Origin of the sequence: Oceanobacillus damuensis (genome assembly GCF_001618145.1) — a bacterium.
In the GTDB taxonomy this organism is placed as follows: Bacteria; Bacillota; Bacilli; order Bacillales; family Amphibacillaceae; genus Oceanobacillus; species Oceanobacillus damuensis.
Window position 1 is genome coordinate 53,266 of sequence record NZ_LQNF01000017.1, and the last position, 24,110, is coordinate 77,375.

Genomic DNA, 24,110 nt, shown 5'->3' on the forward strand with positions numbered 1-24,110 from the left:
GTGTAATTTTGATGGGGGCTTCAGAGCGGAAGAAGGGGCGCGTAATTTTCCATATAGATATGAACTGCTTTTATGCATCTGTGGAAATGGCCTATAATCCGAAGCTGAAAGGAAAACCTTTAGCAATAGCGGGAAATCCGGAAGAACGCAAAGGGATTATTGTGACGAGCAGCTATGAGGCAAGAGCAAAAGGAGTCAAGACAACGATGCCGATCTGGCAAGCAAGGAAACTATGTCCTGAACTGATTGTTATGAAGCCTAACTTTAACCGCTATCGTCAGGCTTCCAAAGAAATCTTTAAGATGCTTTCTGAAATTACCCCATATGTCCAGCCAGTTTCGATTGATGAAGGTTATATGGATATTACAGATACTGAAAATCTAGGTAACCCATTGGAAATCGCTCAAAACCTACAGCAAAAAATACTCGATGAATTGGATATACCTTGCAGTATCGGTATCGCCCCAAATAAATTTTTGGCTAAAATGGCATCCGATATGAAAAAACCATTAGGAATTACGGTATTGAGAAAGAGAGAAATCGCAAACATCCTCTGGCCATTACCTGTAGGCGAAATGTATGGAGTAGGGGAAAAGACGGCAAAGAAGTTAAATACAATAAACATTCAGACAATCGGAGATCTGGCAAATAAGGACGTATATGAACTGAAGCAATTACTTGGCATTAATGGCGAAAGATTAAAAAATAGAGCCAACGGGAATGATACGAGACCAGTGGACCCAGATGCCATCTACGACTTTAAAAGCATTGGAAGTTCACAGACACTTCCAGCGGACACAACAGATTGGGATGAATTAAGCAGTTTAATGAATCTATTGGCAGACAATGTCAACAGAAGAATGAAACGAAAGGAAGCAGCTGGAAGAAGTGTCCAAATCACCATTCGATATCACGATCGCAAAACAGTTACAAGGAGTAAAAAACTTCAAAACTATATAGATGATAAATCAGACATTTTACTGATAGCCAAGGAGCTGCTTCAAAAGCATTGGAATGGGGAACCAGTCCGTCTATTGGGTATTACGGTTCAGGATGTCGATGAAAAACGGAACCTTGGGCAGCAGCTCGACATTTTTACTTTCGAAAACGAAGCCAAAAAAGAGAAACTCTATTCGGCAATCGACTCCCTCTCACAGAAATACGGAAAAAATCCCTTTAAACAATTTAATGAATCGGCCAGAAAAGATTCCGATCAGCCAACAACAAGTTTTCAAAAGGATTTCCTGGATGACTACAAACGCTAATGTCCCACACCATAAAACAATGGCATGGGACATTAGCGTTTATTATTATATAGCCTATTTTTGTAAACTTTGTTCATCAGAGTTGATATAAAATGCGAAATAACTTCTATTTGTGATAGAGCTTTGGTACGAATAATGGAAGCGAGATACTTCGGCTACCGCTCTGGGAAATACACTGCGCTTTTCGCGGGCGGCTGGTGAGCCAACTTGCGCTAAAGCGCTGCGTTGTCTCACCGATGCCTCTGCTCCCGCAGAAGTCTCCGTGTATTTCCCAGAGCTGGTTAGAGGTTTATTATGTAAAATAACATCATACAGTCCCATTGTCAGGTGAGCTCTTTTTAACTTTTTATAAGAACTCTGAAAGCTAATCAAATAGCATCGACTGTTCTTGCTTAGAATTCTTTTTCTGAAAAAATTACATACCAGCAGCCCGTATACACGTAGACTCCAGCGGGAGGAAAGGCATAGGTGAGACCCCGCAGTGCGATAGCACGAGGAGGGCTCACCAGCCGCCCGCGGAAAGCGAAGTGTATACGGGCTGCGGCTGCCGAAGTTACTTGTTACCATCTCAGAGCTGTGGAAGTTACTTCGTAGTTTACATAAATTATATCAAAATGTATTATTTCATTAAATTTTTAACTACCGTTGATGCAAGTTTACTGCCAGGGTAGCGGAAAGGCAGGTCAAATTTAGTCGTCTGTTTCATGATGCTTTTCCTATGGGTAAACGTATCAAAACTGTATTTTCCATGGTAAGCTCCCATGCCGCTGTTTCCAACTCCGCCAAAAGGAAGGTGCGGGTTGGCAAGATGGTATAGGGTATCATTGATCGAACCTCCACCGAACGACACATATTCCATAACCTGCTGCTGCATTTTTTCATTTTCTCCAAAATAATAAAGGGCAAGCGGCTTTTCCATTCTTCTGATTTTATACAGAGCGTCTTCGATATTTGTAAATGACAGAACAGGTAAAATCGGGCCGAAAATTTCCTCTTTCATGATTGAATCTTCCCAGGTGATTTTATCAAGGATGGTAGGCTCAATCATAAGTGATTTTCTGCTTGTGGCCCCACCGTGGAGGACAGTACCTTCCAAAAGAAATTTCTCCAGTCGTTCAAAATTCTTCTCATTTATGATTCTTGTATAGTCGTCATTTTCCAGAGGATCTTTCCCATAAAGTGCTATGATATGTTTTTTCATAGCTTTTAACAGTTTGAATTTTGCCTTCTCGTGTACATAGACATAGTCAGGTGCCACACAGGTTTGACCCGCGTTCGTAAATTTACCCCATACGATTCGTTTGGCCGTAAGATTGATATTGGCATCCTCATCAACGATTGCCGGGCTTTTTCCGCCCAGTTCCAGTGTAACTGGAGTCAAATGCTCACTGGCTGCACGCATAACGATTTTCCCTATATGGGAACTGCCAGTGAAGAAAATATAGTCGAATCGCTGTTTCAACAGTATTTCACTCGTTTCTTGCCCACCTTCGATTACAGTGATATATGAACTGTCAAATGTTTGTTTAAACATATCCGCCAGTATTGCCGATGTAGTCGACGCATGTTCTGACGGTTTAATAAGTACGCAATTACCTGCAGAAATTGCACCAATTACAGGAGCAACTGCAAGCTGAAGAGGATAATTCCACGGAGAAATTACAAGTACAACCCCAAGTGGTTCCTTCATAATATAGCTTTTAGATCCCTTATGTGTAATGGGCGATTGCACTTTTTCGGGCTCCATCCATCCCCTGAGATTTTTCAGTGTCAAATCAATTTCAGAATAAAGCAGCCCTAGCTCCGTTGTCAGGGTTTCATGCTTCGATTTATTTAAATCTCTTTTTAATGCACGATAAATCTTATGCTCATTATCTTTAAGCATGTCTCTTAGCTTGAGCAATTGTCTTTTGCGGAATTCGTAGTCAACAGTATTGCCATTCATAAAAAATGTCCGCAAATTGGTAACGATTGTTTCGGTGTACTCCATAAAAATGTCTCCTCTAATTAAGGTTGTCAATTTCAAATTCACGAAAGTCCCTGGCAAGGAATGTTTCTGTGAAAATATTACGCGCTTCTGATAATATCCGTTTTTCATCTTCCTCCTGGTAGCGGGAAGAAATATGCGTTAATATCAGTTTTTTAACTCCACCATTGGAAGCCAGGGTAGCAGCCTGTATGTTAGTCGAGTGAAAATATTCTCTCGCCAGATTCTTCTTGTCATGCATAAATGTGGCTTCATGAATGAGTACATCCGAATTTTCGACGAATGATATATGTTCCTCCCGAGTACGAGTATCTCCTAATATGGTAATGACCCTGCCTCTTTTCTCAGCGCCGATGAAATCTTTACTGTAGAGCTGGGTCCCATCAGAAGAGACTGTCACTTCATTTTCTTTGATCTCACGGTAAATGGGGCCGGGCAAAATACCAATTTCTTTAAGTCTATCGACAAGCAGCTCTCCCGGCTTGTCCTTTTCAACGATCCGATATCCAAAACTTTGAATACCGTGATCGAGTTGTTTTGCATAGACAGTAAAGTTATCTTCATCCAAAATCTTTCCATCGGTTACTTCCACTATTTCCAATGGGTAGGTCAGATAAGTGCCGCTTATTTTAAGACTTGTCGTCACAAACTCCTTTATGCCCACTGGACCATATAAAGTTAAAAGCTCTTCACCACCCTGAAACGAACGGCTGCTCAATAATCCCGGAAGACCGTAAATATGGTCTCCGTGCAGGTGGGTAATAAATATTTTATTTATTTTTCTCGGCTTTATGGAGGTCCTTAAAATTTGGTGCTGAGTGGCTTCTCCACAATCAAATAACCATACACTATTTATTTCCTGTAGAAGTGTCAATGCAATAGCAGAGACATTTCGCTCTTTCGAAGGAACTCCTGCCCCTGTACCAAGAAATATCAGTTCCATATTATTCCTCCATCTGAAAATCAATTCCTTTAATTCCTATTATAGTATATTTCGATAACGAAGTGCCTTATTTGGCACATCTGTAATTACACCATCACACTCAGCAAAAAAGGAGCGCATAATATGTACAAATTTATTTACAGTATATACACGAATCTTCATATTTTCTTCCTTGCATTTCTGGACAAGTGATTTGCTCAATAGTCGATAATTGATATGGATTGCATTGGCTCCAAGTCCCTTTGTATACCATATAAGATCTTTTCTTTTTCTTGAAGTAAGCAATGCCACCCCGATTTTCTCTCGAAGAGGTTTCATACGTTCGACACTATCATGGTTAAATGTCGAAAGTGTAGTGCGATTCAAAAGGCTGTAATGTTCAATCATCTCATATACAATCGATTCTATGTTTTTATAGTCAATTCTACTATTTTTCAGCTCGATATTTAAGTACAACGACTTGTCGTTTGCCCATTCCAGAAAGTTTTGAAGTGAAATAATAGATGTTCCTGAGAATTCACTGGAAAACCATGAACCGGCATCCAGCTTTTGCAACTCCTCATAATAATAATCCTTTATAAAACCCCGGCCATTTGTAGTTCGCTTCACATGTGAATCATGAATAAGTACGGGAATCCTGTCCTTCGTTAAGTGTACATCCGTTTCGATACCTTCCGCTTTCATTTTATACGCGAGTTCAAACGCCGGCATGGTATTTTCTGGAGCATACTTGCTTGCACCGCGATGAGCTATGATTTTCGTCATACTTTCCACCTCAATTTCAATTGTGTTTTATTTTTTTGGATAAGTCAATAATGCAGGCTGATTTCACCTTTACCCTACATATATATTGGAATGAATGTACATCTATCCGAAAAAAATGTACAATAAAGTGAATAGTGATTCATTTTTTATACTGAACAAGGAGGAATCTTTTTGAAAATCATCGATGAAAACATCATCCAGCTGACACTGCCAACTCCATTTGCAGTCGGTGATGTCCATGTCTATCTGATGAAAGGTGACACGCTGACATTAATCGATGCCGGTGCAAAAACTATACAAGCGAAAGATTCCTTTGTACATCAATTAAAGAAAATAGGCTATGGACTTATGGATATAGAACAAATCGTTCTTACGCACCACCACCCCGACCACACAGGGTTGATTGAAGAATTCCCCAGGCTCAAACACATTATGGCACATCAGGAAGTAGATTTGTGGTTAACAATGAATTCGCCATTTCTGAGAAATAACGAGAAATTTTTTGAAGGCTTTTTTATTCTTAACGGCGTACCTGAAAAGTTTCATCCTGCTATTAATGAAATGACGGATGACTTCGAATATGGCGGCCGGGGGAGCTTGAGCGGAATGCTTAAAGAGAATGACACCATACCGGCTCATCCGGATTGGCGAGTGATTGAAACGAAAGGCCATGCACAGACACATTTATCATTCGTAAGAGATAGTGACGGACTAATTATAGGCGGCGACCATCTAATCAAGCATATTTCCCCCAATCCAATGATTGAAGCCCCCATTATAGAGGGTGAAGAACGTCAAAGGCCAATGCTTGACTACCGTGACAGCTTAAAGAAATGTTCTAACCTTGAATTAACATCAGTATTGCCGGGTCATGGGGAAATATTTTCCGGGATAAATGAACTGATCAGCAAACGATTGGTAAGTCAGGAAAAAAGAGCGGAGAAAGTATACCGTCTAATTAAATCAAATAGCCTGACTCCATATGAAATCTGTACACAATTATTTCCGAAGTATTATGAGAAGCAGATAAATCTCACTATGTCGGAAACAATTGGCCAACTTGATTATTTATTAGATGAAAAACTAATCGACTATTCTATCGAGGATGGGATACTGATCTATTATGCAAAATAAAATCTGCAACAAAAAAATAATTATTACCGGGGCTTCAAGCGGGATCGGGGAACGGATTTGCTGGCATGTGGCAAAAAGCGGGGGTATCCCGATTATGCTCGCAAGATCCGAGGATAAATTAGTTGCAATTCAAAAACAGCTAATGAGCGAATTAGAAGCACATAGTTTCATCTATAGGATTGACCTACAAAGGGAAGAGGCACTTGACCCCATTATTGATATGATACTTGCTGACCATGGACAAGTTCATGGATTGATCAATAATGCGGGGATCGGTGTTTTTGACTATGTAAAAGATATGAAATGGGATGATATTGCGCAGATGTTCCGACTTAATGTGTTTGCAGCCATGCAATTATCTCAACGATTTATTCCACATTTTACTGAACATGGAGAAGGACACATTATTAATATCATTTCCCAGGCAGCTAAAATCGCCACACCTAAATCAGCAGCATATGGCGCTTCAAAGCATGCAATACTCGGTTTTACAAATGCCATGCGACAGGAACTCAGCAAGGAAAATATATTTGTAACTGCTGTTAATCTAGGCCCTGTACGTACAAATTTCTTTTCAGTTGCCGACCCGAATGGTGCATATCAGAAAAACGTCGAGCGTTATATGCTCGACCCTGATAAAGTGGCCAAAGTTATCGTTGAGAGTCTTTTCAAAAATAAAAGAGAAATAAATATGCCATTCTGGATGGAAATCGGCAGCCGCTTCTACAGCGTATTACCGGGTTTCATGGAGAAAATATTAAAAGGTCAATTTAACAAAAAATAAGATCCTTTGACAACCAGCCATTAAGATTATACCGTTAAAATAAAACTATAAGCTGGTTTCTGTAATTGATGCAATATGTGTAAACTGCAACATATGCAAACTCGGATAAGCTTCTTCGGCGACCGCTCGGGGAAATACACTGCGCTTTCCACGGGCGGCTGGTGAGCCCCTTCATGCCACGCATTTCAGTGTCTCACCTATGCCTCTCTTCCCGTAGGAGTCTCCGTGTATTTCCCCGAGCTGGATAGAAGAGTGCTGGCATTTACTGTACTTGCAACAGTTAATGGGGACGTAGGAATCAGTTGTTATAAAAATAGCTGATGCACTGAAAGTAAATCAAATGTATTAATCTTTCATGCACAGAATTTTTTGGTGAATTTCCGTATCAGCAGCCCGTATACATGTAGACTCCAGCGGGAGGAAAGGCATAGGTGAGACCCCGCAGTGCGATAGCACGAGGAGGGCTAACCAGCCGCCCGCGGAAAGCGAAGTGTATACGGGCTGCGGTTGCCGAAGTAACTTGTTAACATTAACAATGCTACAGAGCTAGCATATATGTAAGTAACTTCCCATTTTATATCAAATACGAAGAGTGAAAAACAACCAAACTTATGAAAGGAGCATTCATTTTGAGATTGACGATTACTCCTGAAGCAGAACAGCAACTGGGGCAGATGAGGAGAGAAAATGACCGTTATCTTTTGTTATGGTATGACATTGATGACTGTGGCTGTGGTGTGAATGGCCTGCCTACGATACGATTTGTAAGGGAAAAGAAACCTAACTATAGTCAGATGGAAAATGATGGAATCCCGACCTTCATCGATTCGCAACAAGCTGTTTTCTTTGCAGATGAAATGATATTGGGTGTCCACAAAGGGGTTTTTCGACTTTCAAGCAAAGAAGGTATATTGAACCCGTTTATTCCGTCACAAAACCTGTTACAGGCTTAACGGGCATAATTCTCCGCACATTGATCATTGATGGAAGAAAAGGAGAGGTGGGAGCAGCATCCTATCTTTGGATTGCTGCTCCCACCTCATTATATTGACTGCCTCTTGTTCCTATAGAGAAGGGGAGACACTATCTATGTTTATCATATTGATTTGATTTTGTGATTTGCTTTAATCTTATATAAAGGTCCTCAGTCATCGGCCCCGAATGAGCGGATTCAACATTCTCACGAAGCTGTTCCACCGAGCTTGCCCCAAATACTGCAGAAGCGACAGCTGGATGTTTTTGTACATAATTTACTGCAAGCGCATTTAAGGAATACTCTTCCTGCAAAAGTTTGGAAAGATTTTGTTTGACGTCCTTTAATTCTTGATAAGAATAGTCCAGATAACCTTCTTTTCCTTTCTCTTCAATAATCTTTTCAGCATGGTTGCTTAATATTCCTTTGGCGAGTGGACCGCGGCTCAACACGCTGATTCGGTTACTATGCAAAAGATCAAGTATTTCTTCCTCCGGCCTGCGATCAAGAAGGCTGTACTGTGTCATCACACCATCAATCGTAGAATGCTTTACATATTTGCGGATGACATTCGGTCGAATGGAGGAAATTCCGTATGCCCTGATATAGCCTTCCTGTTTCAGTAGCTCGAATGCTTCGATTGTTTCATCTATTGGGTCTTCCAATGTCCCCCCGTGCAGCATATAGAAATCGATATAATCGGTTTTTAGACGTCTTAGGCTATCCTTTACCGCCTGCATTATATATTCCTTTGAGGGATCCCAGTACCAATCCATGCTTTTTCTATTGAAATGGTTGCCAACTTTTGTTGTCAGTATGATTTGCTCCCTTTTGTTTTTGATTGCATTGCCGACAATCTCTTCATTCATCCCAAAGTCGTACAAATCAGCAGTATCCAAATGGTTTATCCCCGCATCTATTGCATGATCTATAATTTCAATAGCTTTATCCGGGTCTTTCCCAAGTGACATACAGCCTAATGTCAGCTCGGAAATCATAATATCTGATTTACCTAATTTATTTTTTTTCATTTTCTGCACTCCCTTATCATAATCCTTGTAATTTATTGTAAGGACAGCTAGTATGAATGACAACTTTTTAAACGCAGAAAAATGCTGAAATTATGCTAAAATAATTAATAGAATGCAAAGAAGGGTGATAAATTTGAAAAAGTTTGAAGAAAAAACAGTAAAAAGCGAAAAGATATTCAGTGGGAAAATAATTGACCTGCAAGTCGACGAGGTCACATTACCGAATGGAAAAACATCCAACAGGGAACTGATTAAACATCCTGGAGCCGTAGCAGTCATTCCAATAACGAAGGATAATAAAATCCTGTTTGTTGAACAATACCGTAAACCATTGGAGAAGTCTCTCATCGAAATTCCAGCCGGCAAACTGGATGAAAACGAGAATCCAATTGCTGCTGCAGTCCGTGAACTGGAAGAAGAAACAGGATATACTACCAAAGGTTTATCATTTGTCACATCCTTCTATACTTCTCCCGGATTTGCTGATGAACTGATACATATTTACATAACAGACCAGTTGGTAAAAATGGAAAATCCACCTGAGGGAGACGACGATGAATTTGTGGAATTGCACGAGCTCACCTTGGATGAAGCAAAGCAGTATGTTCTTGACGAGCGAATTCACGATGCAAAAACGAATTATGCAATACTCTATTTACATGCATTAGGGAGGATGTAAGATTTGAACTCCTATTTTGCTGATATGCATATTCATATTGGCAGGGATATGTACAACAAACCTGTAAAAATAACAGCCTCCAACAGTCTTACCTTAACAAACATACTTATGGAATCAAGCAGGAATAAAGGCATTGATTTAATTGGTGTGATTGACTGCCATTCGCCTGCTGTCCAGCAGGAGATTATACAGTTAATCCGCAATGGTGCGGCATATGAGTTAACTGATGGTGGTATTCGCTTTGAAAAAGTTACATTACTCCCTGGGTCAGAAATAGAGATCTATGATGAAAACTGCAATGGACCCATTCATGTCCTTTGTTATTTTCCAACACTTTCCAGTATCGGAGCATTTTCAGAATGGCTGTCAAAGCGGATGAAAAATATAACGTTAAGCTCTCAGCGCTACTATGGAACAGCAAAGGAGCTCCAGTTTAAAGTAAAAGAGTTAAATGGTCTATTTATCCCAGCCCATGTTTTCACCCCTTTTAAAAGTTTATATGGTAAAGGTGTCAAACAAACGATGCAAGAAGTGTTCGATCCGGATTTGATCGATGGCATTGAACTTGGTTTAAGTTCTGATACGTCGATGGCAGATCAAATTAAAGAATTACACAATTTTACTTACGTTTCAAATTCCGATGCACATTCCCTGGCAAAAATAGCAAGAGAATATCAGGAAATTGCAATGGAAGAGCCTTCTTTTAAAGAGTTTAACTGGGCACTGCACAAAGTGGACGGCAGAGAGATCATTCGAAACTACGGGATGAATCCACAGCTTGGAAAATACCACACTACTGTGTGCAGCAATTGCCTGACCAAAGTTCCCAATAGTATCGCCGAATGCCCTGAATGTGGTTCACGTAAAATAATTAAAGGGGTGTTCGACCGTATTCAGGAATTAAAAGGGGATGTAAAGAACAACAGGCATCGCCCACCATATCAATATCAAGTGCCCTTGGAATATTTGCCGAAGCTTGGACCAAAAACCTTCCAGAAGCTACTCGATCATTTTGGTACGGAAATGAATGTGATTCACCATGTTTCGCTGGAACAATTAATAGAAGTAATCCCTGAAAAACTAGCACACTCTATTATTCAACTGCGGGAAGGGAAGCTGAAGATCCATGCGGGCGGAGGAGGAAGGTATGGCAGTATAGGGACACCTTGATTGTCTATTAAATCTCGAAAACAGGTATTTTTAATAAGGAATCCTCATAGTTTTAATTATAAACGAATGTTTTCCAAGGGAGGATTCCGATGTATAAAAACAGTTTTCTGGTATGGGAGCATATTAAAAATCATGCCACTATCTATCTTTTCATGATTATTTTATTTCTGACAGGAATTATTTTCGGTGCAGTGATTGTTAATAGTATGGACTTCATCCAGAAACAGGATCTGTTTTTTTACCTGGAGCGCTTTTTTATACAAATCACTGAGGATGTCCCTGCTGGAAAAAACGATATCTTGTGGGAAAGCTTTACTTTTCATGCGAAATATTTAATCCTCTTATTTATTTTGGGATTGTCTGTTATTGGATTACCGCTTGTATGGGTTCTTTTATTTGTAAAGGGTATGGTAGTTGGTTTTTCAGTTGGTTTTATTGTAAATCAACTCGGACTCGATGGACTTTTTCTTGCTTCTCTTTCCATCGCTCCCCAGAATATAATCATTATACCTATCTATATCGCAGCCGGGTCTTTATCAATGATTTTCTCACTTGGGTTACTGAGTAAACTTTTTTCCCGCAAAAATAACCAACAATTGTTGCAGCCATTTATCAGATACAGTATAATTTTTATTTTACTCTTACTATTCTCATTCGTCGCTGCCTGCATTGAAGCCTATATTGCCAGTAAAGCCATGGAGGAATTGATTAAATCGTTTTACTAATATTGATTTTTAATTTATAATTAATATAATTAAAAGATGAGAATATGCTTTGACACCACAGCAATTGGTGCATATAATAAAGATGGGTATGAGGGAGGCGACCTGCCATGGAACATCGTATTGAACAAATTAAAAAGCAGCTTCATGCACATAGCTATAAGCTTACTCCACAGAGAGAGGCAACGGTCCGTGTCTTGCTGGAAAGAGAGGAAGACCACCTGAGTGCAGAAGATGTCTATCTTCTAGTAAAGGAAAAATCTCCTGAAATTGGATTGGCAACCGTTTACCGAACTCTGGAATTGCTTTCCGAACTGAAAGTTGTAGATAAAATCAATTTTGGTGATGGAGTCTCTCGTTATGATCTTCGTAAGGAAGGCGCCAAGCATTTCCATCATCATCTTGTATGTATTGAATGTGGATCCGTTGAAGAGATTGTTAATGATCTTCTGGAAGACGTAGAAAGAATCGTGCAAAATGAATGGGGATTCGAAGTAAAGGACCACCGCCTGACCTTTCACGGGATATGCAAACAATGCCAGGCAGCAACTGTAAAAGCTACTTAAATGAAAATTATTCCGCCTTTTTCCACTTGGAGAAAGGCTTTAATTATTGTTGTAAGCTATACGTTTGTTCTGCATGCACACTCTAATTTACAAAAAACACGAAAAAGGTTACATTTGAATAGTATATTGTGTTTCCAGCTTCGCATATCCTAAAATTAGAATACTAATTTTAGGGAGATTAGGTTATGCGAACAATTTTATGGGACACGATGAAAATATTCATCATCTTTACGATATGCACTTTCCTCTTCTATTACGGGTTAAAACTGCTGCATAGGGAGTACGAACAGATCCATCGTTTCGACCCTCCACAGGGGCCGGCAGTAAAGGTATTTGAATCACAAAGTAAATTAAAGGAACGATTTCATATCATTTTTCAGCAGGGAGAGTAGGGGAAATATGCTTACATATGCTATAGAGGATTTTTTTCACTTTCTGCAAATTGAACGAGGTTTATCTGACAATACAATGCTTTCCTACAGACGCGACTTGAAGCACTACATGAACTATATTGAGAAGACTGGGAGAAAGCAATCATGGGATACTGTTACAAGGAATGAGATAATAGGATTTTTATATGTCTTGAAGGACGAAGGAAAGTCCACCGCCACCATTTCCAGACATGTCTCCTCCATTCGGGCGTTTCACCAGTTTTTGATCAGGGAGCAAATTGTCACCCATGATGCAAGCTTACATATCGAAACACCAAAAAAAGAAAGAAGACTTCCTGATATCCTTTCATTGGCAGAAGTGGAAAGGTTACTTGATATACAGGAAAATACCGCGCTTGCAATCCGAAATAAAGCAATGCTGGAATTGCTTTATGCCACAGGTCTGCGCGTTACCGAACTGATTACCTTAAAAGTCAGTGATCTTCATCTTACCATGGGATTTGTTCAGTGCTTTGGTAAAGGCTCTAAAGAAAGAATTGTACCGTTGGGTGATGTGGCGAAAAATGCGATGGAAAAATACTTGGATTTATCCAGACAAAAGCTTGTTAAAAACAAACAGGAAACAGCCCTGTTTGTTAACCAGCATGGCAGGCCACTATCGAGACAAGGATTTTGGAAAATACTTAAAGGCTTGACACGGGATGCCGGTATAAATAAATCAATAACTCCCCACACTCTCAGACACTCCTTCGCAACACACCTGCTTGAAAATGGAGCAGATTTGAGAGTCGTACAGGAAATGCTTGGACATGCTGATATATCTACGACACAGATCTATACACATGTTACAAAGACAAGGTTAAAAGATATGTATAAGGCACATCATCCGAGGGCCTAACATTTTCGGAACAGTGGTCTGACATCCTACATCATGATTTAAAACATATATATGACGTGATGCGGGAATATATTTACAGGAGGTCTGATAGAAATGACAAAATTTAAACGCGTTTTCTTAATAGTAATGGATTCAGTAGGAATTGGTGAAGCACCGGATGCAGCCGAATTCAATGATGTGGGGGCAAATACACTAGGACATATCGCCGAGCATATGAATGGACTGAAGATGCCTCATCTGGGGGGACTTGGCTTAAGTAATATTAGACAAATAAAAGGAATTGATCAAGCAGCAAGTCCGAAAGCATTTTATTCAAAAATGCAGGAAGCCTCCAATGGAAAAGATACCATGACAGGGCATTGGGAAATCATGGGTCTTAATATCAGCCAGCCATTTCGAACCTTCCCGGACGGGTTTCCTGATGAACTTTTAAATGAACTGGAAGAGAAAACCGGGCGTAAAATAATTGGCAATAAACCAGCATCGGGAACGGCCATTTTAGACGAGTTAGGCGAGGAGCATATTGACACAGGTGCTTTGATCGTCTATACATCAGCTGATTCTGTACTGCAAATAGCAGCACATGAAGAAATTGTACCGATAGAAGAACTGTACCGAATTTGTGAAATTGCTCGAGAACTTACTCTCGATAAAAAATATATGGTAGGCCGTGTAATTGCCCGACCGTTCATAGGCAAACCTGGTGCATATGAGCGGACATCAAACCGTCATGATTATGCATTAAAACCATTTGGCCGAACAGTTATGAATGAGCTTAAGGACAATAATTTGGACGTTATCGCCATCGGTAAAATATCTGATATTTACGATGGTGAGGGTATAACAAAAGCTGTTCGTACAACGGATAACAATGATGGGATGGATCGTCTGGTTGAGTCAATGGACGAGGATTTCAATGGTATCAGTTTTCTGAATCTCGTCGACTTTGACGCTAAATTCGGTCACCGCAGAGACCCGGAAGGTTATGGAAAGGCCTTGGAAGAGTTCGATGCCAGGCTGCCTGAAGTTTTGTCAAAACTAGAAAAAGACGATCTTTTGATTATTACCGCAGACCATGGGAACGACCCTGTTCATCATGGCACTGACCATACAAGGGAATACGTTCCTTTGATCGTACATCACGTTAATATTACAGAAGGCAGGAATATACCGATCAGAGAAACATTTGCAGATATCGGCGCAACAATTGCCGATAATTTCGGTATCCCGATGCCTGAGCACGGTAAAAGTTTTTTAAACGATATTGAGTAAAGGGGAAGCATAATCATGAATCTTACTGCTATTTCTGAAGCAAGCACATATGTAAAAGATCAATTAAAGGACGCTCCAGCAATCGGACTCATACTAGGCTCAGGTCTCGGTGTACTCGGAGATGAAATAGAAAATGCAACCGTTATACCATATAGTAATATTCCACATTTCCCCGAATCCACGGTGTCCGGACATAAGGGACAGCTCGTAATCGGAACCCTTGAAGGAAAACAAGTAATCGCAATGCAGGGGCGCTTCCACTACTATGAAGGATATTCAATGCAGCAGGTCACCTTTCCAATTCGTGTCATGAAAGACATTGGCATTAAATCCATCATTGTGACAAATGCTGCTGGTGGAATCAATGAAGACTTCCAACCAGGTGATTTGATGCTCATAACTGATCACATCAACAATATGGGGAACAACCCATTAATCGGAAAAAATGATGACGCTTTGGGTGCCCGCTTTCCGGATATGAGCCAGGGCTATGACAAAGAATATATCGAACACGCCGTAAAGTGTGCAGATGCTCTCGGAATGAGCATACAAAAAGGTGTCTATGTGGGAAATACCGGCCCTGCATACGAGACGCCTGCAGAGGTCAGAATGCTTAAGACGCTTGGAGGCGATGCAGTGGGCATGTCAACCGTACCGGAAGTAATTGTGAGCAGACATGCAGGAATTCGCGTGCTTGGAATTTCCTGCATATCAAATATGGCTGCCGGAATACTGGACCAGCCTCTGACACATGATGAAGTAATCGAAACGACTGAAAAGGTGAGGGAAGACTTTATTAAATTCGTAAAAAATATAATTAGTTCGCTACCATAATAACTAAAAAAAGGTGATACAAATGAGAATGTATGACATCATCGAAAAAAAGAGAAATGGACAGGCATTAACAAAAGAAGAGATCACATTTTTCATTGATGGTTACACGAAGGATGAAATCCCTGATTATCAAATCAGTGCGTTGTTAATGGCAATCTATTTCCAGGATATGAACGAAGAAGAACGGGCAGCGTTGACAATGGCAATGGTGGAATCCGGTGATCAAATTGACCTGTCAGCGATTACAGGCATCAAGGTGGACAAACATTCCACAGGCGGTGTTGGTGATACAACCACACTAATTCTTGCCCCCCTTGTGGCATCCGTCGATGTTCCTTTGGCAAAAATGAGTGGAAGGGGACTTGGGCATACCGGAGGGACAATTGATAAACTTGAATCCGTCCCAGGATTTCACGTAGAATTATCGAACGATGAATTCATTGATCTCGTCAACAGAAACAAAGTTGCTGTTATCGGACAATCAGGTAATTTAACACCTGCCGATAAAAAGCTGTACAGTTTAAGAGATGTTACAGCAACAGTGAACTCAATCCCGCTTATCGCCAGTTCCATCATGAGCAAAAAAATCGCTTCCGGTGCAGATGGGATCGTTCTTGATGTAAAAACCGGTGCCGGGGCATTCATGAAAAATCTGGACGAATCCAAAGCACTGGCACATGCAATGGTTTCAATAGGAAACCGTGTCGGAAGAAAAACAATGGCCGTCATCTCAGATATGAGCCAGCCTTTGGGATTTGCAATTGGAAATGCTCTCGAAGTGAAAGAAGCGATGGATACTTTACAAGGAAATGGACCGGAAGATCTTACTGAATTGTGTCTTACCTTGGGAAGTCAAATGGTTGTACTTGCTGGAAAAGCTGACACTATTGAAGAAGCGAGAGGAAAATTACAGGACAATCTCCACAATGGGAAGGCTTTTGATAAATTCAAACGTTTTCTTATGTCACAGGGTGGAGATGCGAGTGTTGCTGACAACCCGGACCTATTGCCACAAGCTTCTCACAAGATTGAATTACCTGCAAAATCTTCAGGAGTCGTCGGAAAAATGATTGCAGATGAATTGGGCACTGCAGCAATGATGCTTGGAGCTGGAAGAGCAACAAAAGAATCTGAAATAGATCTCAGTGTAGGAATCGTACTCCGCAAAAAAGTCGGTGATACGGTATCTGAAGGAGAGTCACTTCTTACCATTCATTCCAACCGGCAGTCTGTTGAAGATGTAATCGAAAAGCTCTATCAAAGTATCGATATATCGAATGGCAATGTAAAAGCTCCCGACTTGATTTACGGCACAATAACAGAATAGCCTATTTTTTAAGCACACATACGTGTGCTTTTTTTCTTTTTTCTGTTTTTCGGGGTATGAAAATACCAAATTCCGGTAATCCTTACATTATATTGATTGCTGGAGGTAAAGCTATGAAAAAGTATGGTTTATTCTTAACAATAATGATTTTCATCACGACTATCACACCTTTTTCTGCCTTTGCAGAAGAGAAAGATAATGCATTGAATCTCGCTGAAAATGCTAAATCAGCTATTTTACTCGAACAGGATACTGGAGAAATACTTTTCGACAAAAATGCTCAGGAACAGCTGCCGCCAGCCAGCATGACCAAAATCATGACGCTGCTTTTAATTATGGAAGCATTGGAAAACGGAAAACTTTCCAAAGATGAGGTTGTTCGAGTCAGCGACCGTGCCGCTTCTATGGGGGGGTCACAAATATTCCTTGAGGCAGGGGAGGAAATGACCGTAAATGACTTGCTTAAGGGGGTAGCAATAGCTTCTGGCAACGATGCAAGTGTTGCTCTTGCGGAAAGAATAGCTGGGAGTGAAGAATCGTTCGTGGCCAAGATGAATGAACGAGCAAAGGAACTGAATCTGGAGAACACTAAATTCCAGAACTCTACAGGACTTCCTGCCGAAGAACATTACAGCACCGCCTACGACATGGCAATTATTGCAAATGAATTATTAAAGTATGAAAATGTTACAGCATACACCTCCGTGTACGAGGATTATTTAAGAAAAGGTCAAGACAATGAATTTTGGTTAGTAAACACAAATAAACTCGTACGATTCTATCCGGATGTGGACGGTTTAAAAACCGGCTATACTAATGAAGCAAAATATTGCCTGACAGCTACCGCAAAAAGAGATGATATGAGAGTAATCGCTGTAGTCATGGGCGCAGAAACAACCAAAGAAAGAAATGCCATGGTATCCGGTCTGCTCGATTATGCATTCAATCACTTCGAGACAAATAAATTATTTGACAAGGATGCCAAAATAACCGAAATTCAACTTTTGAAATCAAAGAATAAAAGTATAGACATAGTTTCCAATCAATCTGTAAGCACACTTCACCGAAAAGGGGAGACAGAAAAAAATATAACTACCGAAATAGAACTTCATGAAAGTTGGGATTTCCCTATCACGAAGGGAGAACAAGTCGGGAAGCTCTATGTAAAAGATGGGGAAAATATTCTGTCAGAAGTTCCGCTTACCGTAGAAGAGGATGTCGAGAAAGCATCTTATTTTTCACTGCTAAAAAGAGCCATGCAGGAAATGGTGAAAATACGCTGATTGCTTCTATCTTTAACGAATCAGCACTTCTTTTGTCGGTTGGCAGGAATATGACCTCCAGATGAAGAAATAGAGATACTAAAGTTCTTATAAAGGAGGATGAAACATGGGACTTCATTCAACGTTCGATGTAAAAGGGGAAGTTCTGATTGTAAGGCTTTCCGGTGAATTGGATCATCATGAAGCGGAAGCATTAAGAGAAAAATGGAAAGATATGCTCTATTCCAACCCCGTAAAACATATTATCTTAAACCTTGAAGCAGTGTCATTTATGGACAGTTCTGGTTTGGGTGTCGTCTTGGGAAGATATAAAGAGGTCATACAGCTTGGCGGGGAGATGGTAGTCTGTTCAATTTCTCCTGCAGTTAAACGATTGTTTGAGATGTCAGGTCTGTTTAAAATCGTCAGGCTGGAAGAAAACGAGGAATTTGCCTTAGCGACTTTGGGGGTGGCTTCATGAGAAATGAAATGTCTTTGGAATTTTCCAGTGTCAGTGAAAATGAAGCTTTTGCAAGGGTCACTGTGGCTGCATTTATAACACAGCTTGATCCCACGATGGATGAAGTGACGGAAATTAAAACCGTTGTGTCTGAGGCGGTCACTAATGCCATCATTCATGGCTACAACAACGAACCCAATCATAAAATTTTCATAAATTGTACGCTGCTTGATGGTGAAATTGAGTTAACCATCAAAGATCATGGTATCGGTATCAGCGATATCAAAGAAGCTCGTCAACCACTGTTTACTTCCAAGCCCGATATGGAAAGATCAGGAATGGGATTTACCATCATTGAAAATTTCATGGATTCTGTTGAAGTCATATCATCCCCTGATAAAGGGACTACGGTCAATATGACAAAGCAGCTTTCAAAAACGAAAACAGTTTATAACTGAGGATGCTGTCATGAATGTAAATGTTAAAAATCAAAAGGAACAGTTGTCGGATGAACAAGTAAAAGACTATATACTCAGAAGCCAGCAGGGTGATAAAGAGGCAAGAGATATACTGGTTGAAAAAAATATTCGCCTTGTATGGTCTGTTGTCCAAAGATTCATAAATCGCGGCTATGATCCGGACGACCTCTTTCAGATCGGAAGCATAGGCTTGATTAAATCAATCGATAAATTTGACCTTTCCTATGATGTACGCTTTTCGACATATGCAGTTCCAATGATCATTGGGGAAATACAACGTTTTATCAGGGACGATGGCAGCGTAAAAGTGAGTCGTTCTCTGAAGGAAACCGGAAATAAGATCCGCAGAAAAAGGGATGAACTGACAAAACAGTACGGCAGATCTCCAACAGTCACAGAAATTGCCGATGCGTTGGAAATTTTACCTGAAGAAGTTGTCCATTCCCAGGAGGCCGCAAAATCTCCGCAATCGATACACGAGACGGTATTTGAAAATGATGGAGATCCAATCACATTGCTTGATCAAATAGCTGACCAGGATTCCAAATGGTTTGATAAGCTTTCTTTACAGGAAGCAATTCGAAGTTTAAGTGAAAGAGAAAGATTGATTGTATACTTAAGATATTATAAAGACCAGACTCAGACAGAGGTTGCTGATAGACTTGGAATATCCCAAGTGCAGGTTTCCCGTCTCGAAAAGAAAATTTTAGAAGATATGAAGAAAAATATGGATACAAGTTAGTTATATTCTTTATCCTTTTTTTCGGAAAGAAGCCGGGATAAAAGTGGTTTAGTCATAGAAAAATCCGAACTATGATTTAGAATTCTTTCGTTAGAATTCGAAATTAGTTCGGATTTTTCTTTTTTAAAGCTTGCTTATCTTGAATTCATTTGTTTTTAGTGATGGTACTTTTAGTTATATTCAGACACTTTTTATAGCAGAAAGTAAGAAACTGCCTTATTTCCACAATACAACGAAGGCAATGTTAAGTTTTCTAATTTTTAATGATTAAATACTGCTTCCTGACAGATACTAATCTTACACATTCTAAAAGAAAAGGAAGTATTCCATGGCAGAAGTCATTTATCTTCGACTGAAGAAAAACCTGGAAATAACGAAGCTGCAGCAGATTTACCTAAAGGACATTGCCTATATCTCCGCTACTCCAATATATAAGGAAAAGCTTTTGGAAACACCGATTTATCGAGTCACAAAAAAAGACAAAAACATTGTAATCATTGATAGTTTCCTGATCATTGATCACTTGACCGCTTTACACAATGAATTGGAAATTCAATTGCTTGGTCCTGAACAGACAATCATCCATATTAATGAGGTTAAAAAACCGGTTAATATATGGATAGCATCTTTTGTATGGTTGCTTCTATTTATTGGAACGGCAATGACAATCATGAATTTTCATTACGATGTCAGTATGCAGCAAGTACAGCAAAAGCTGCATTTTATACTTACCGGTGAAGAGAGTGAATTTCCACTATGGATTCAGATACCGTATTCGTTTGGATTAGGACTAGGTACACTTCTATTTTTTAATCATTGGTTTAACAGACGGTTTAACGAAGAACCCAGCCCACTGGAAGTTGAAATTTACAACTACCAACAGGATCTCAATCATTACATGAATCATCATGAAAACAAGCTGAATGATACAAACCCTTCTGATTAATCTCGTCCAGATAATAATCGGACTTGGTGGGGGTCTTGCCGTTGGGGCTGGGTTTGTTGCATTTATTACCGTTTTGGGTATCATTCCTCGATTGATTCAACTAAGTAAAACAGAGTCACTTATAAATGTATTCAGCGCTAGTGTGATTATAGGTCTTATGATTGGAACATACTTTTCTTTTGCAAATGTTTCGTTTCAGCAGCCTGTTTTAGTTTTATTGGTTTGGGGGATCCTGCATGGCATCTTCAATGGCATGCTAGCCGCCGCTCTAACAGAGGTACTCAATGTATTTCCAATCTTATCAAGAAGAATACGGATGGAAAAATACCTATTGATTCTGCTAATGGCAATCGTCTTCGGGAAAATAACAGGCTCTTTGTTCCAATGGACCTATTTTGTCAGGTAAATAAACAAGAGCGGAGGTGACTGTTTAGAAACTCAATGCTAGCAAGGGACTCGGTTTTCGCGCTTGGAATGTCCATTGCTTATGACGGGAGTTTCTAGGAACGGAAGCTTGCCGTGGCTGTTTATGTGTAAAAGTATATTGCTGCCAAAATAAATACTTTCTATTTTTTTCAAAAAGGGGATATGAGCATGACCACTACAAAAAACAATCATATGATTTCTGCCAACATACGTGATAACCAGGCATATATGGAAGAAAGAATTGGAATGGGGGACTCATTTGATGTAGGGTTTCGCGAAATTATCATTTTGAAAAGAAAGGTACACCTCTATTACGTCACAGGACTATGTGATACTTCAACTGTCCAGGAAATGATGAAAAAGCTTATCGAGATCAATGATGTGGAGACAAACCATAAAAAACTGCCGGAAATTATCGAAAACCGGATTGTCCATCAGCAGGTCAAGCCAGTCAAGACGATGGACGAGGCAGCAGACGAGATATTGTCTGGCTTAATTGGTGTTTTTATTGATGGAGAGAGATTTGCACAAATAGTTGACGTCAGAAGCTATCCTGGAAGAAGTCCGGAAGAACCTGATACAGAGAAGGTCATTCGTGGTTCAAGGGACGGTTATACAGAAAACATCATTCAAAACACTGCTTTGACAAGAAGAAGGCTAAGGGACGAAAGACTACGAAATAAAATGTTGAAAGTGGGTGAAAGATCGAAAACAGATGTTTGTATCAGCTATCTGCAGGACATTGCCAGTGAAGGGCTTATTGATCTGATCAAGGAGCAGCTTGAGGCCATCGAAATAGACGGGATTACGATGGCAGAGAAAACGATTGAAGAATTTATCATCAATCGGAAATGGAACGTATTTCCCCTTGTTCGATACACCGAAAGGCCTGATGTAGCTGCAAGTCACTTGTTGGAGGGGCATGTATTGATATTTGTTGATTCATCACCAAGTGCCATTATTCTTCCGACGACTTTTTTTCATCATCTTCAGCATGCGGAAGAGTATCGGCAGGCACCTTCAATAGGAACATTCGTTAGGTTCATCAGATATCTTGCCGTTTTTTCGTCCATGTTTTTATTGCCATTATGGCTTTTATTTGCCATGGATCCAACATTACTTCCAAAAGAATTGAGTTTTATTGGACCAAATGAGGTTGGCAATGTCCCGGTTGTCATTCAAATTATTCTAGCTGGGATCGGTATTGAGTTCCTTCGAATGGCTGCCATCCATACTCCAACTCCATTGTCAACGGCCATGGGACTCATTGCAGCCGTATTGATCGGTCAAATAGCAATAGATGTTGGATTGTTCTCACCAGAGGTTATCCTCTACGTTTCAGTCAGTGCAATCGGTTCCTATGTTACTCCAAGCTACGAATTAAGTGTTGCAAATAAATTGATTAATCTCATCTTCATCCTTTTGGTTGGCCTGTTTGGGTTAACAGGATTTTTAGTAGGGTTTGTTGCAAACATTTTATTCCTTGTCAGCATAAAATCGTTGAAAACACCTTACCTATGGCCATTTCTCCCTTTCAACGCGAAAGCAATGCTCCATATATTATTGAGGATTCCCGTCCCTTATACAAACACCAGGCCAAGTATTGTACATCCAAAAAATAATTACAGACAACCGACGAAATGAGCTGACAACGCGGTTAGCTCTTTTGTTTTTAACTTCAATGTGGTAAAGTGTTTTTATTATTTCAAACAACATAGTGGAGGAACAATATATTATGATTCTAGATAATCACCCTTTTGAGGTTAATACTAATGGCCATCTAGAAATAGGTGGAGTAGACACAGTAGAACTTGCCGAAAAATATGGAACACCATTATATGTCTATGACGTTGGCATGATCCGCAGAAATGCGAGAACGTTTGTAGACACTTTTAAAGAGATGAATGTCAAAGCGAAAGTGGCTTATGCAAGTAAAGCATTTTCTTCTATCGCCATGCTCCAAGTGGCGAAACAGGAAAACCTATGCCTCGATGTTATATCCGAAGGTGAGTTATATACAGCCTTGGAAGCAAAATTTCCGACAGAAAGAATACATATGCATGGAAATAATAAGAGCAGACAGGAAATAGCGATGGCAATTGAAAATGACATTGGCTGTATTGTAATAGATAACCTTTATGATATTGAATTGATTGAAGAGGAACTGGCCAAGCAAAATAAGCGTATTGACGTCCTTTTGCGTGTAACCCCTGGTGTCGAATTGAAGACACACCAATATATAATCACAGGCAATGAAGATTCGAAATTTGGCTTCAATCTGCAGAATGGACAAGCTAAAGAAGCATTTGAAAAGCTTTATGAGCACGAATCCATTAACCTTATAGGCCTGCACTGTCACATCGGTTCACAAATATTTGAAACAGAAGGGTTCCGGGTAGCAGTGGACATTCTTTTCAATGAGCTGTCCAATTGGAAAGCGGAATTTGATTATATTCCGGAAGTACTTAATTTGGGTGGAGGATTCGGAATTCGCTATACAAAAGAAGACGAACCATTACCATACAGTGACTATGTAAAGGCAACAGTAGACGCAGTACAGGAGCATTCAAAAACATTACAGATTCCAATGCCCGAAATTTGGATCGAGCCAGGGAGGTCAATTGTCGGCAATGCGGGAATCACGCTTTATACGATTGGCTCCATAAAGCAGATTCCAGGTGTACGGGATTATGTGTCTGTTGACGGTGGAATGACCGATAATATCCGACCTGCACTTTACCAGGCAAAATATGAGGCTGTTATCGCAAATAACCCGCAAGCAAAAGTTGTCAAGAAGGTTTCGATTGCAGGGAAAGCCTGTGAATCAGGTGATATGCTCATATGGGATTTACCAGTTCCTGAAGTCACTCATGGCGACATACTAGCTGTTTTTTCAACTGGGGCTTACAACTATTCCATGGCGAGCCATTATAACCGTTTGCCAAATGCTGCTGTTGTTTTTGCGGAAGACGGAAACGACAAGCTAGTAGTCAAAAGGGAAACATTCGAGGAAGTAGTGAAAAATGATTTGTCCTACGAATTGTAAAAACGCA

General features: G+C 40.1%; 25 protein-coding genes. 21 read left to right on the forward strand and 4 right to left on the reverse strand.

Going from position 1 to position 24,110, the window contains the following annotated elements:
* Nucleotides 1-11 precede the first annotated feature (11 nt).
* Nucleotides 12-1,265, forward strand: coding sequence for a DNA polymerase IV (locus A4245_RS11885; protein WP_067728153.1), 1,254 nt, complete (start codon nt 12-14; stop codon nt 1,263-1,265).
* A gap of 619 nt (nt 1,266-1,884) precedes the next feature.
* Here the strand turns inward: A4245_RS11885 and A4245_RS11890 are convergent.
* Genes A4245_RS11890 through A4245_RS11900 form a run of 3 tightly spaced genes read right to left on the reverse strand, consistent with a single transcriptional unit; the run spans nt 1,885 to nt 4,960 of the window.
* Nucleotides 1,885-3,255, reverse strand: coding sequence for an aldehyde dehydrogenase (locus tag A4245_RS11890; protein WP_067728155.1), 1,371 nt, complete (start codon nt 3,253-3,255; stop codon nt 1,885-1,887).
* A 13-nt stretch (nt 3,256-3,268) separates the two neighbouring features.
* Nucleotides 3,269-4,195 carry a ribonuclease Z gene (gene rnz, locus A4245_RS11895; RefSeq protein ID WP_067728157.1) on the reverse strand — a complete coding sequence of 309 codons (927 nt, stop codon included), beginning with the start codon at nt 4,193-4,195 and terminating at the stop codon, nt 3,269-3,271.
* A 39-nt stretch (nt 4,196-4,234) separates the two neighbouring features.
* A complete protein-coding gene (locus tag A4245_RS11900; RefSeq protein ID WP_067728159.1) occupies nt 4,235-4,960 on the reverse strand; it encodes a glycerophosphodiester phosphodiesterase in 726 nt (241 codons plus the stop codon).
* A gap of 171 nt (nt 4,961-5,131) precedes the next feature.
* On the opposite strand from A4245_RS11900, the gene A4245_RS11905 reads away from it, so the two are divergent.
* The 3 genes from A4245_RS11905 (at nt 5,132) to A4245_RS11915 (ending at nt 7,831) form a co-directional block, all read left to right on the forward strand.
* Nucleotides 5,132-6,094 (forward strand): MBL fold metallo-hydrolase, encoded by a 963-nt coding sequence (locus A4245_RS11905; RefSeq protein WP_067728161.1) that lies wholly within the window; start codon nt 5,132-5,134, stop codon nt 6,092-6,094.
* Entirely contained in the window at nt 6,084-6,878 is a 795-nt protein-coding gene (locus A4245_RS11910) for an SDR family NAD(P)-dependent oxidoreductase (protein ID WP_067728163.1), read from the forward strand. Before A4245_RS11905 ends, A4245_RS11910 begins: the two co-directional genes overlap by 11 nt.
* Before the next feature lie 629 nt (nt 6,879-7,507).
* Nucleotides 7,508-7,831: an iron-sulfur cluster biosynthesis family protein gene (locus A4245_RS11915; RefSeq protein WP_067728165.1), complete on the forward strand. Its 324-nt coding sequence runs from the start codon at nt 7,508-7,510 to the stop codon at nt 7,829-7,831.
* Between the two features lie 130 nt (nt 7,832-7,961).
* Here the strand turns inward: A4245_RS11915 and A4245_RS11920 are convergent, their stop codons facing one another.
* Complete coding sequence (locus tag A4245_RS11920) at nt 7,962-8,882, reverse strand: aldo/keto reductase (RefSeq protein ID WP_067728167.1); 921 nt, start codon at nt 8,880-8,882, stop codon at nt 7,962-7,964.
* A gap of 133 nt (nt 8,883-9,015) precedes the next feature.
* Here A4245_RS11920 and A4245_RS11925 point away from each other — a divergent pair, with 133 nt between their 5' ends.
* The 17 genes from A4245_RS11925 to lysA all read left to right on the forward strand — a co-directional run bounded on the left by A4245_RS11925 (nt 9,016) and on the right by lysA (nt 24,103).
* Entirely contained in the window at nt 9,016-9,561 is a 546-nt protein-coding gene (locus A4245_RS11925) for an NUDIX hydrolase (RefSeq protein ID WP_067728169.1), read from the forward strand.
* A gap of 3 nt (nt 9,562-9,564) precedes the next feature.
* Nucleotides 9,565-10,731, forward strand: coding sequence for an endonuclease Q family protein (locus A4245_RS11930; RefSeq protein ID WP_067728171.1), 1,167 nt, complete (start codon nt 9,565-9,567; stop codon nt 10,729-10,731).
* Between the two features lie 89 nt (nt 10,732-10,820).
* Complete coding sequence (gene spoIIM, locus A4245_RS11935) at nt 10,821-11,456, forward strand: stage II sporulation protein M (protein WP_067728173.1); 636 nt, start codon at nt 10,821-10,823, stop codon at nt 11,454-11,456.
* Nucleotides 11,457-11,563: 107 nt separating this feature from the next.
* A complete protein-coding gene (fur, locus tag A4245_RS11940; RefSeq protein WP_067728175.1) occupies nt 11,564-12,019 on the forward strand; it encodes a ferric iron uptake transcriptional regulator in 456 nt (151 codons plus the stop codon).
* Between the two features lie 185 nt (nt 12,020-12,204).
* The gene (locus A4245_RS11945; protein ID WP_067728177.1) at nt 12,205-12,411 is read left to right on the forward strand and encodes a DUF4227 family protein; all 207 of its coding nucleotides are present in this window, start codon (nt 12,205-12,207) and stop codon (nt 12,409-12,411) included.
* Nucleotides 12,412-12,418: 7 nt separating this feature from the next.
* Nucleotides 12,419-13,309 (forward strand): site-specific tyrosine recombinase XerD, encoded by an 891-nt coding sequence (gene xerD, locus A4245_RS11950; protein WP_067728179.1) that lies wholly within the window; start codon nt 12,419-12,421, stop codon nt 13,307-13,309.
* A gap of 93 nt (nt 13,310-13,402) precedes the next feature.
* Nucleotides 13,403-14,581, forward strand: a complete 1,179-nt coding sequence (gene deoB / locus A4245_RS11955) for a phosphopentomutase (protein ID WP_067728181.1) — start codon at nt 13,403-13,405, stop codon at nt 14,579-14,581.
* Between the two features lie 15 nt (nt 14,582-14,596).
* Entirely contained in the window at nt 14,597-15,415 is an 819-nt protein-coding gene (locus tag A4245_RS11960; protein WP_067728183.1) for a purine-nucleoside phosphorylase, read from the forward strand.
* Between the two features lie 22 nt (nt 15,416-15,437).
* A complete protein-coding gene (locus tag A4245_RS11965; protein ID WP_067728185.1) occupies nt 15,438-16,742 on the forward strand; it encodes a pyrimidine-nucleoside phosphorylase in 1,305 nt (434 codons plus the stop codon).
* 113 nt (nt 16,743-16,855) lie between these two features.
* A complete protein-coding gene (locus A4245_RS11970; protein ID WP_067728187.1) occupies nt 16,856-18,025 on the forward strand; it encodes a D-alanyl-D-alanine carboxypeptidase family protein in 1,170 nt (389 codons plus the stop codon).
* A 106-nt stretch (nt 18,026-18,131) separates the two neighbouring features.
* Complete coding sequence (spoIIAA, locus tag A4245_RS11975; protein WP_067728189.1) at nt 18,132-18,485, forward strand: anti-sigma F factor antagonist; 354 nt, start codon at nt 18,132-18,134, stop codon at nt 18,483-18,485.
* Nucleotides 18,482-18,922, forward strand: coding sequence for an anti-sigma F factor (gene spoIIAB / locus A4245_RS11980; protein WP_067728191.1), 441 nt, complete (start codon nt 18,482-18,484; stop codon nt 18,920-18,922). Before spoIIAA ends, spoIIAB begins: the two co-directional genes overlap by 4 nt.
* A 10-nt stretch (nt 18,923-18,932) precedes the next feature.
* On the forward strand, nt 18,933-19,685 hold the full coding sequence (gene sigF / locus A4245_RS11985; RefSeq protein WP_067728193.1) for an RNA polymerase sporulation sigma factor SigF: 753 nt from the start codon (nt 18,933-18,935) through the stop codon (nt 19,683-19,685).
* 328 nt (nt 19,686-20,013) lie between these two features.
* Nucleotides 20,014-20,631 carry a stage V sporulation protein AA gene (locus A4245_RS11990; RefSeq protein ID WP_067728194.1) on the forward strand — a complete coding sequence of 206 codons (618 nt, stop codon included), beginning with the start codon at nt 20,014-20,016 and terminating at the stop codon, nt 20,629-20,631.
* Nucleotides 20,609-21,037 carry a stage V sporulation protein AB gene (locus tag A4245_RS11995; protein WP_067728196.1) on the forward strand — a complete coding sequence of 143 codons (429 nt, stop codon included), beginning with the start codon at nt 20,609-20,611 and terminating at the stop codon, nt 21,035-21,037. The genes A4245_RS11990 and A4245_RS11995 overlap by 23 nt, the downstream gene beginning before the upstream one ends.
* 188 nt (nt 21,038-21,225) lie before the next feature.
* Nucleotides 21,226-22,701, forward strand: a complete 1,476-nt coding sequence (locus A4245_RS12000; RefSeq protein ID WP_067728198.1) for a spore germination protein — start codon at nt 21,226-21,228, stop codon at nt 22,699-22,701.
* A 91-nt stretch (nt 22,702-22,792) separates the two neighbouring features.
* A complete protein-coding gene (gene lysA / locus A4245_RS12005) occupies nt 22,793-24,103 on the forward strand; it encodes a diaminopimelate decarboxylase (protein WP_067728200.1) in 1,311 nt (436 codons plus the stop codon).
* Nucleotides 24,104-24,110: the final 7 nt, after the last annotated feature.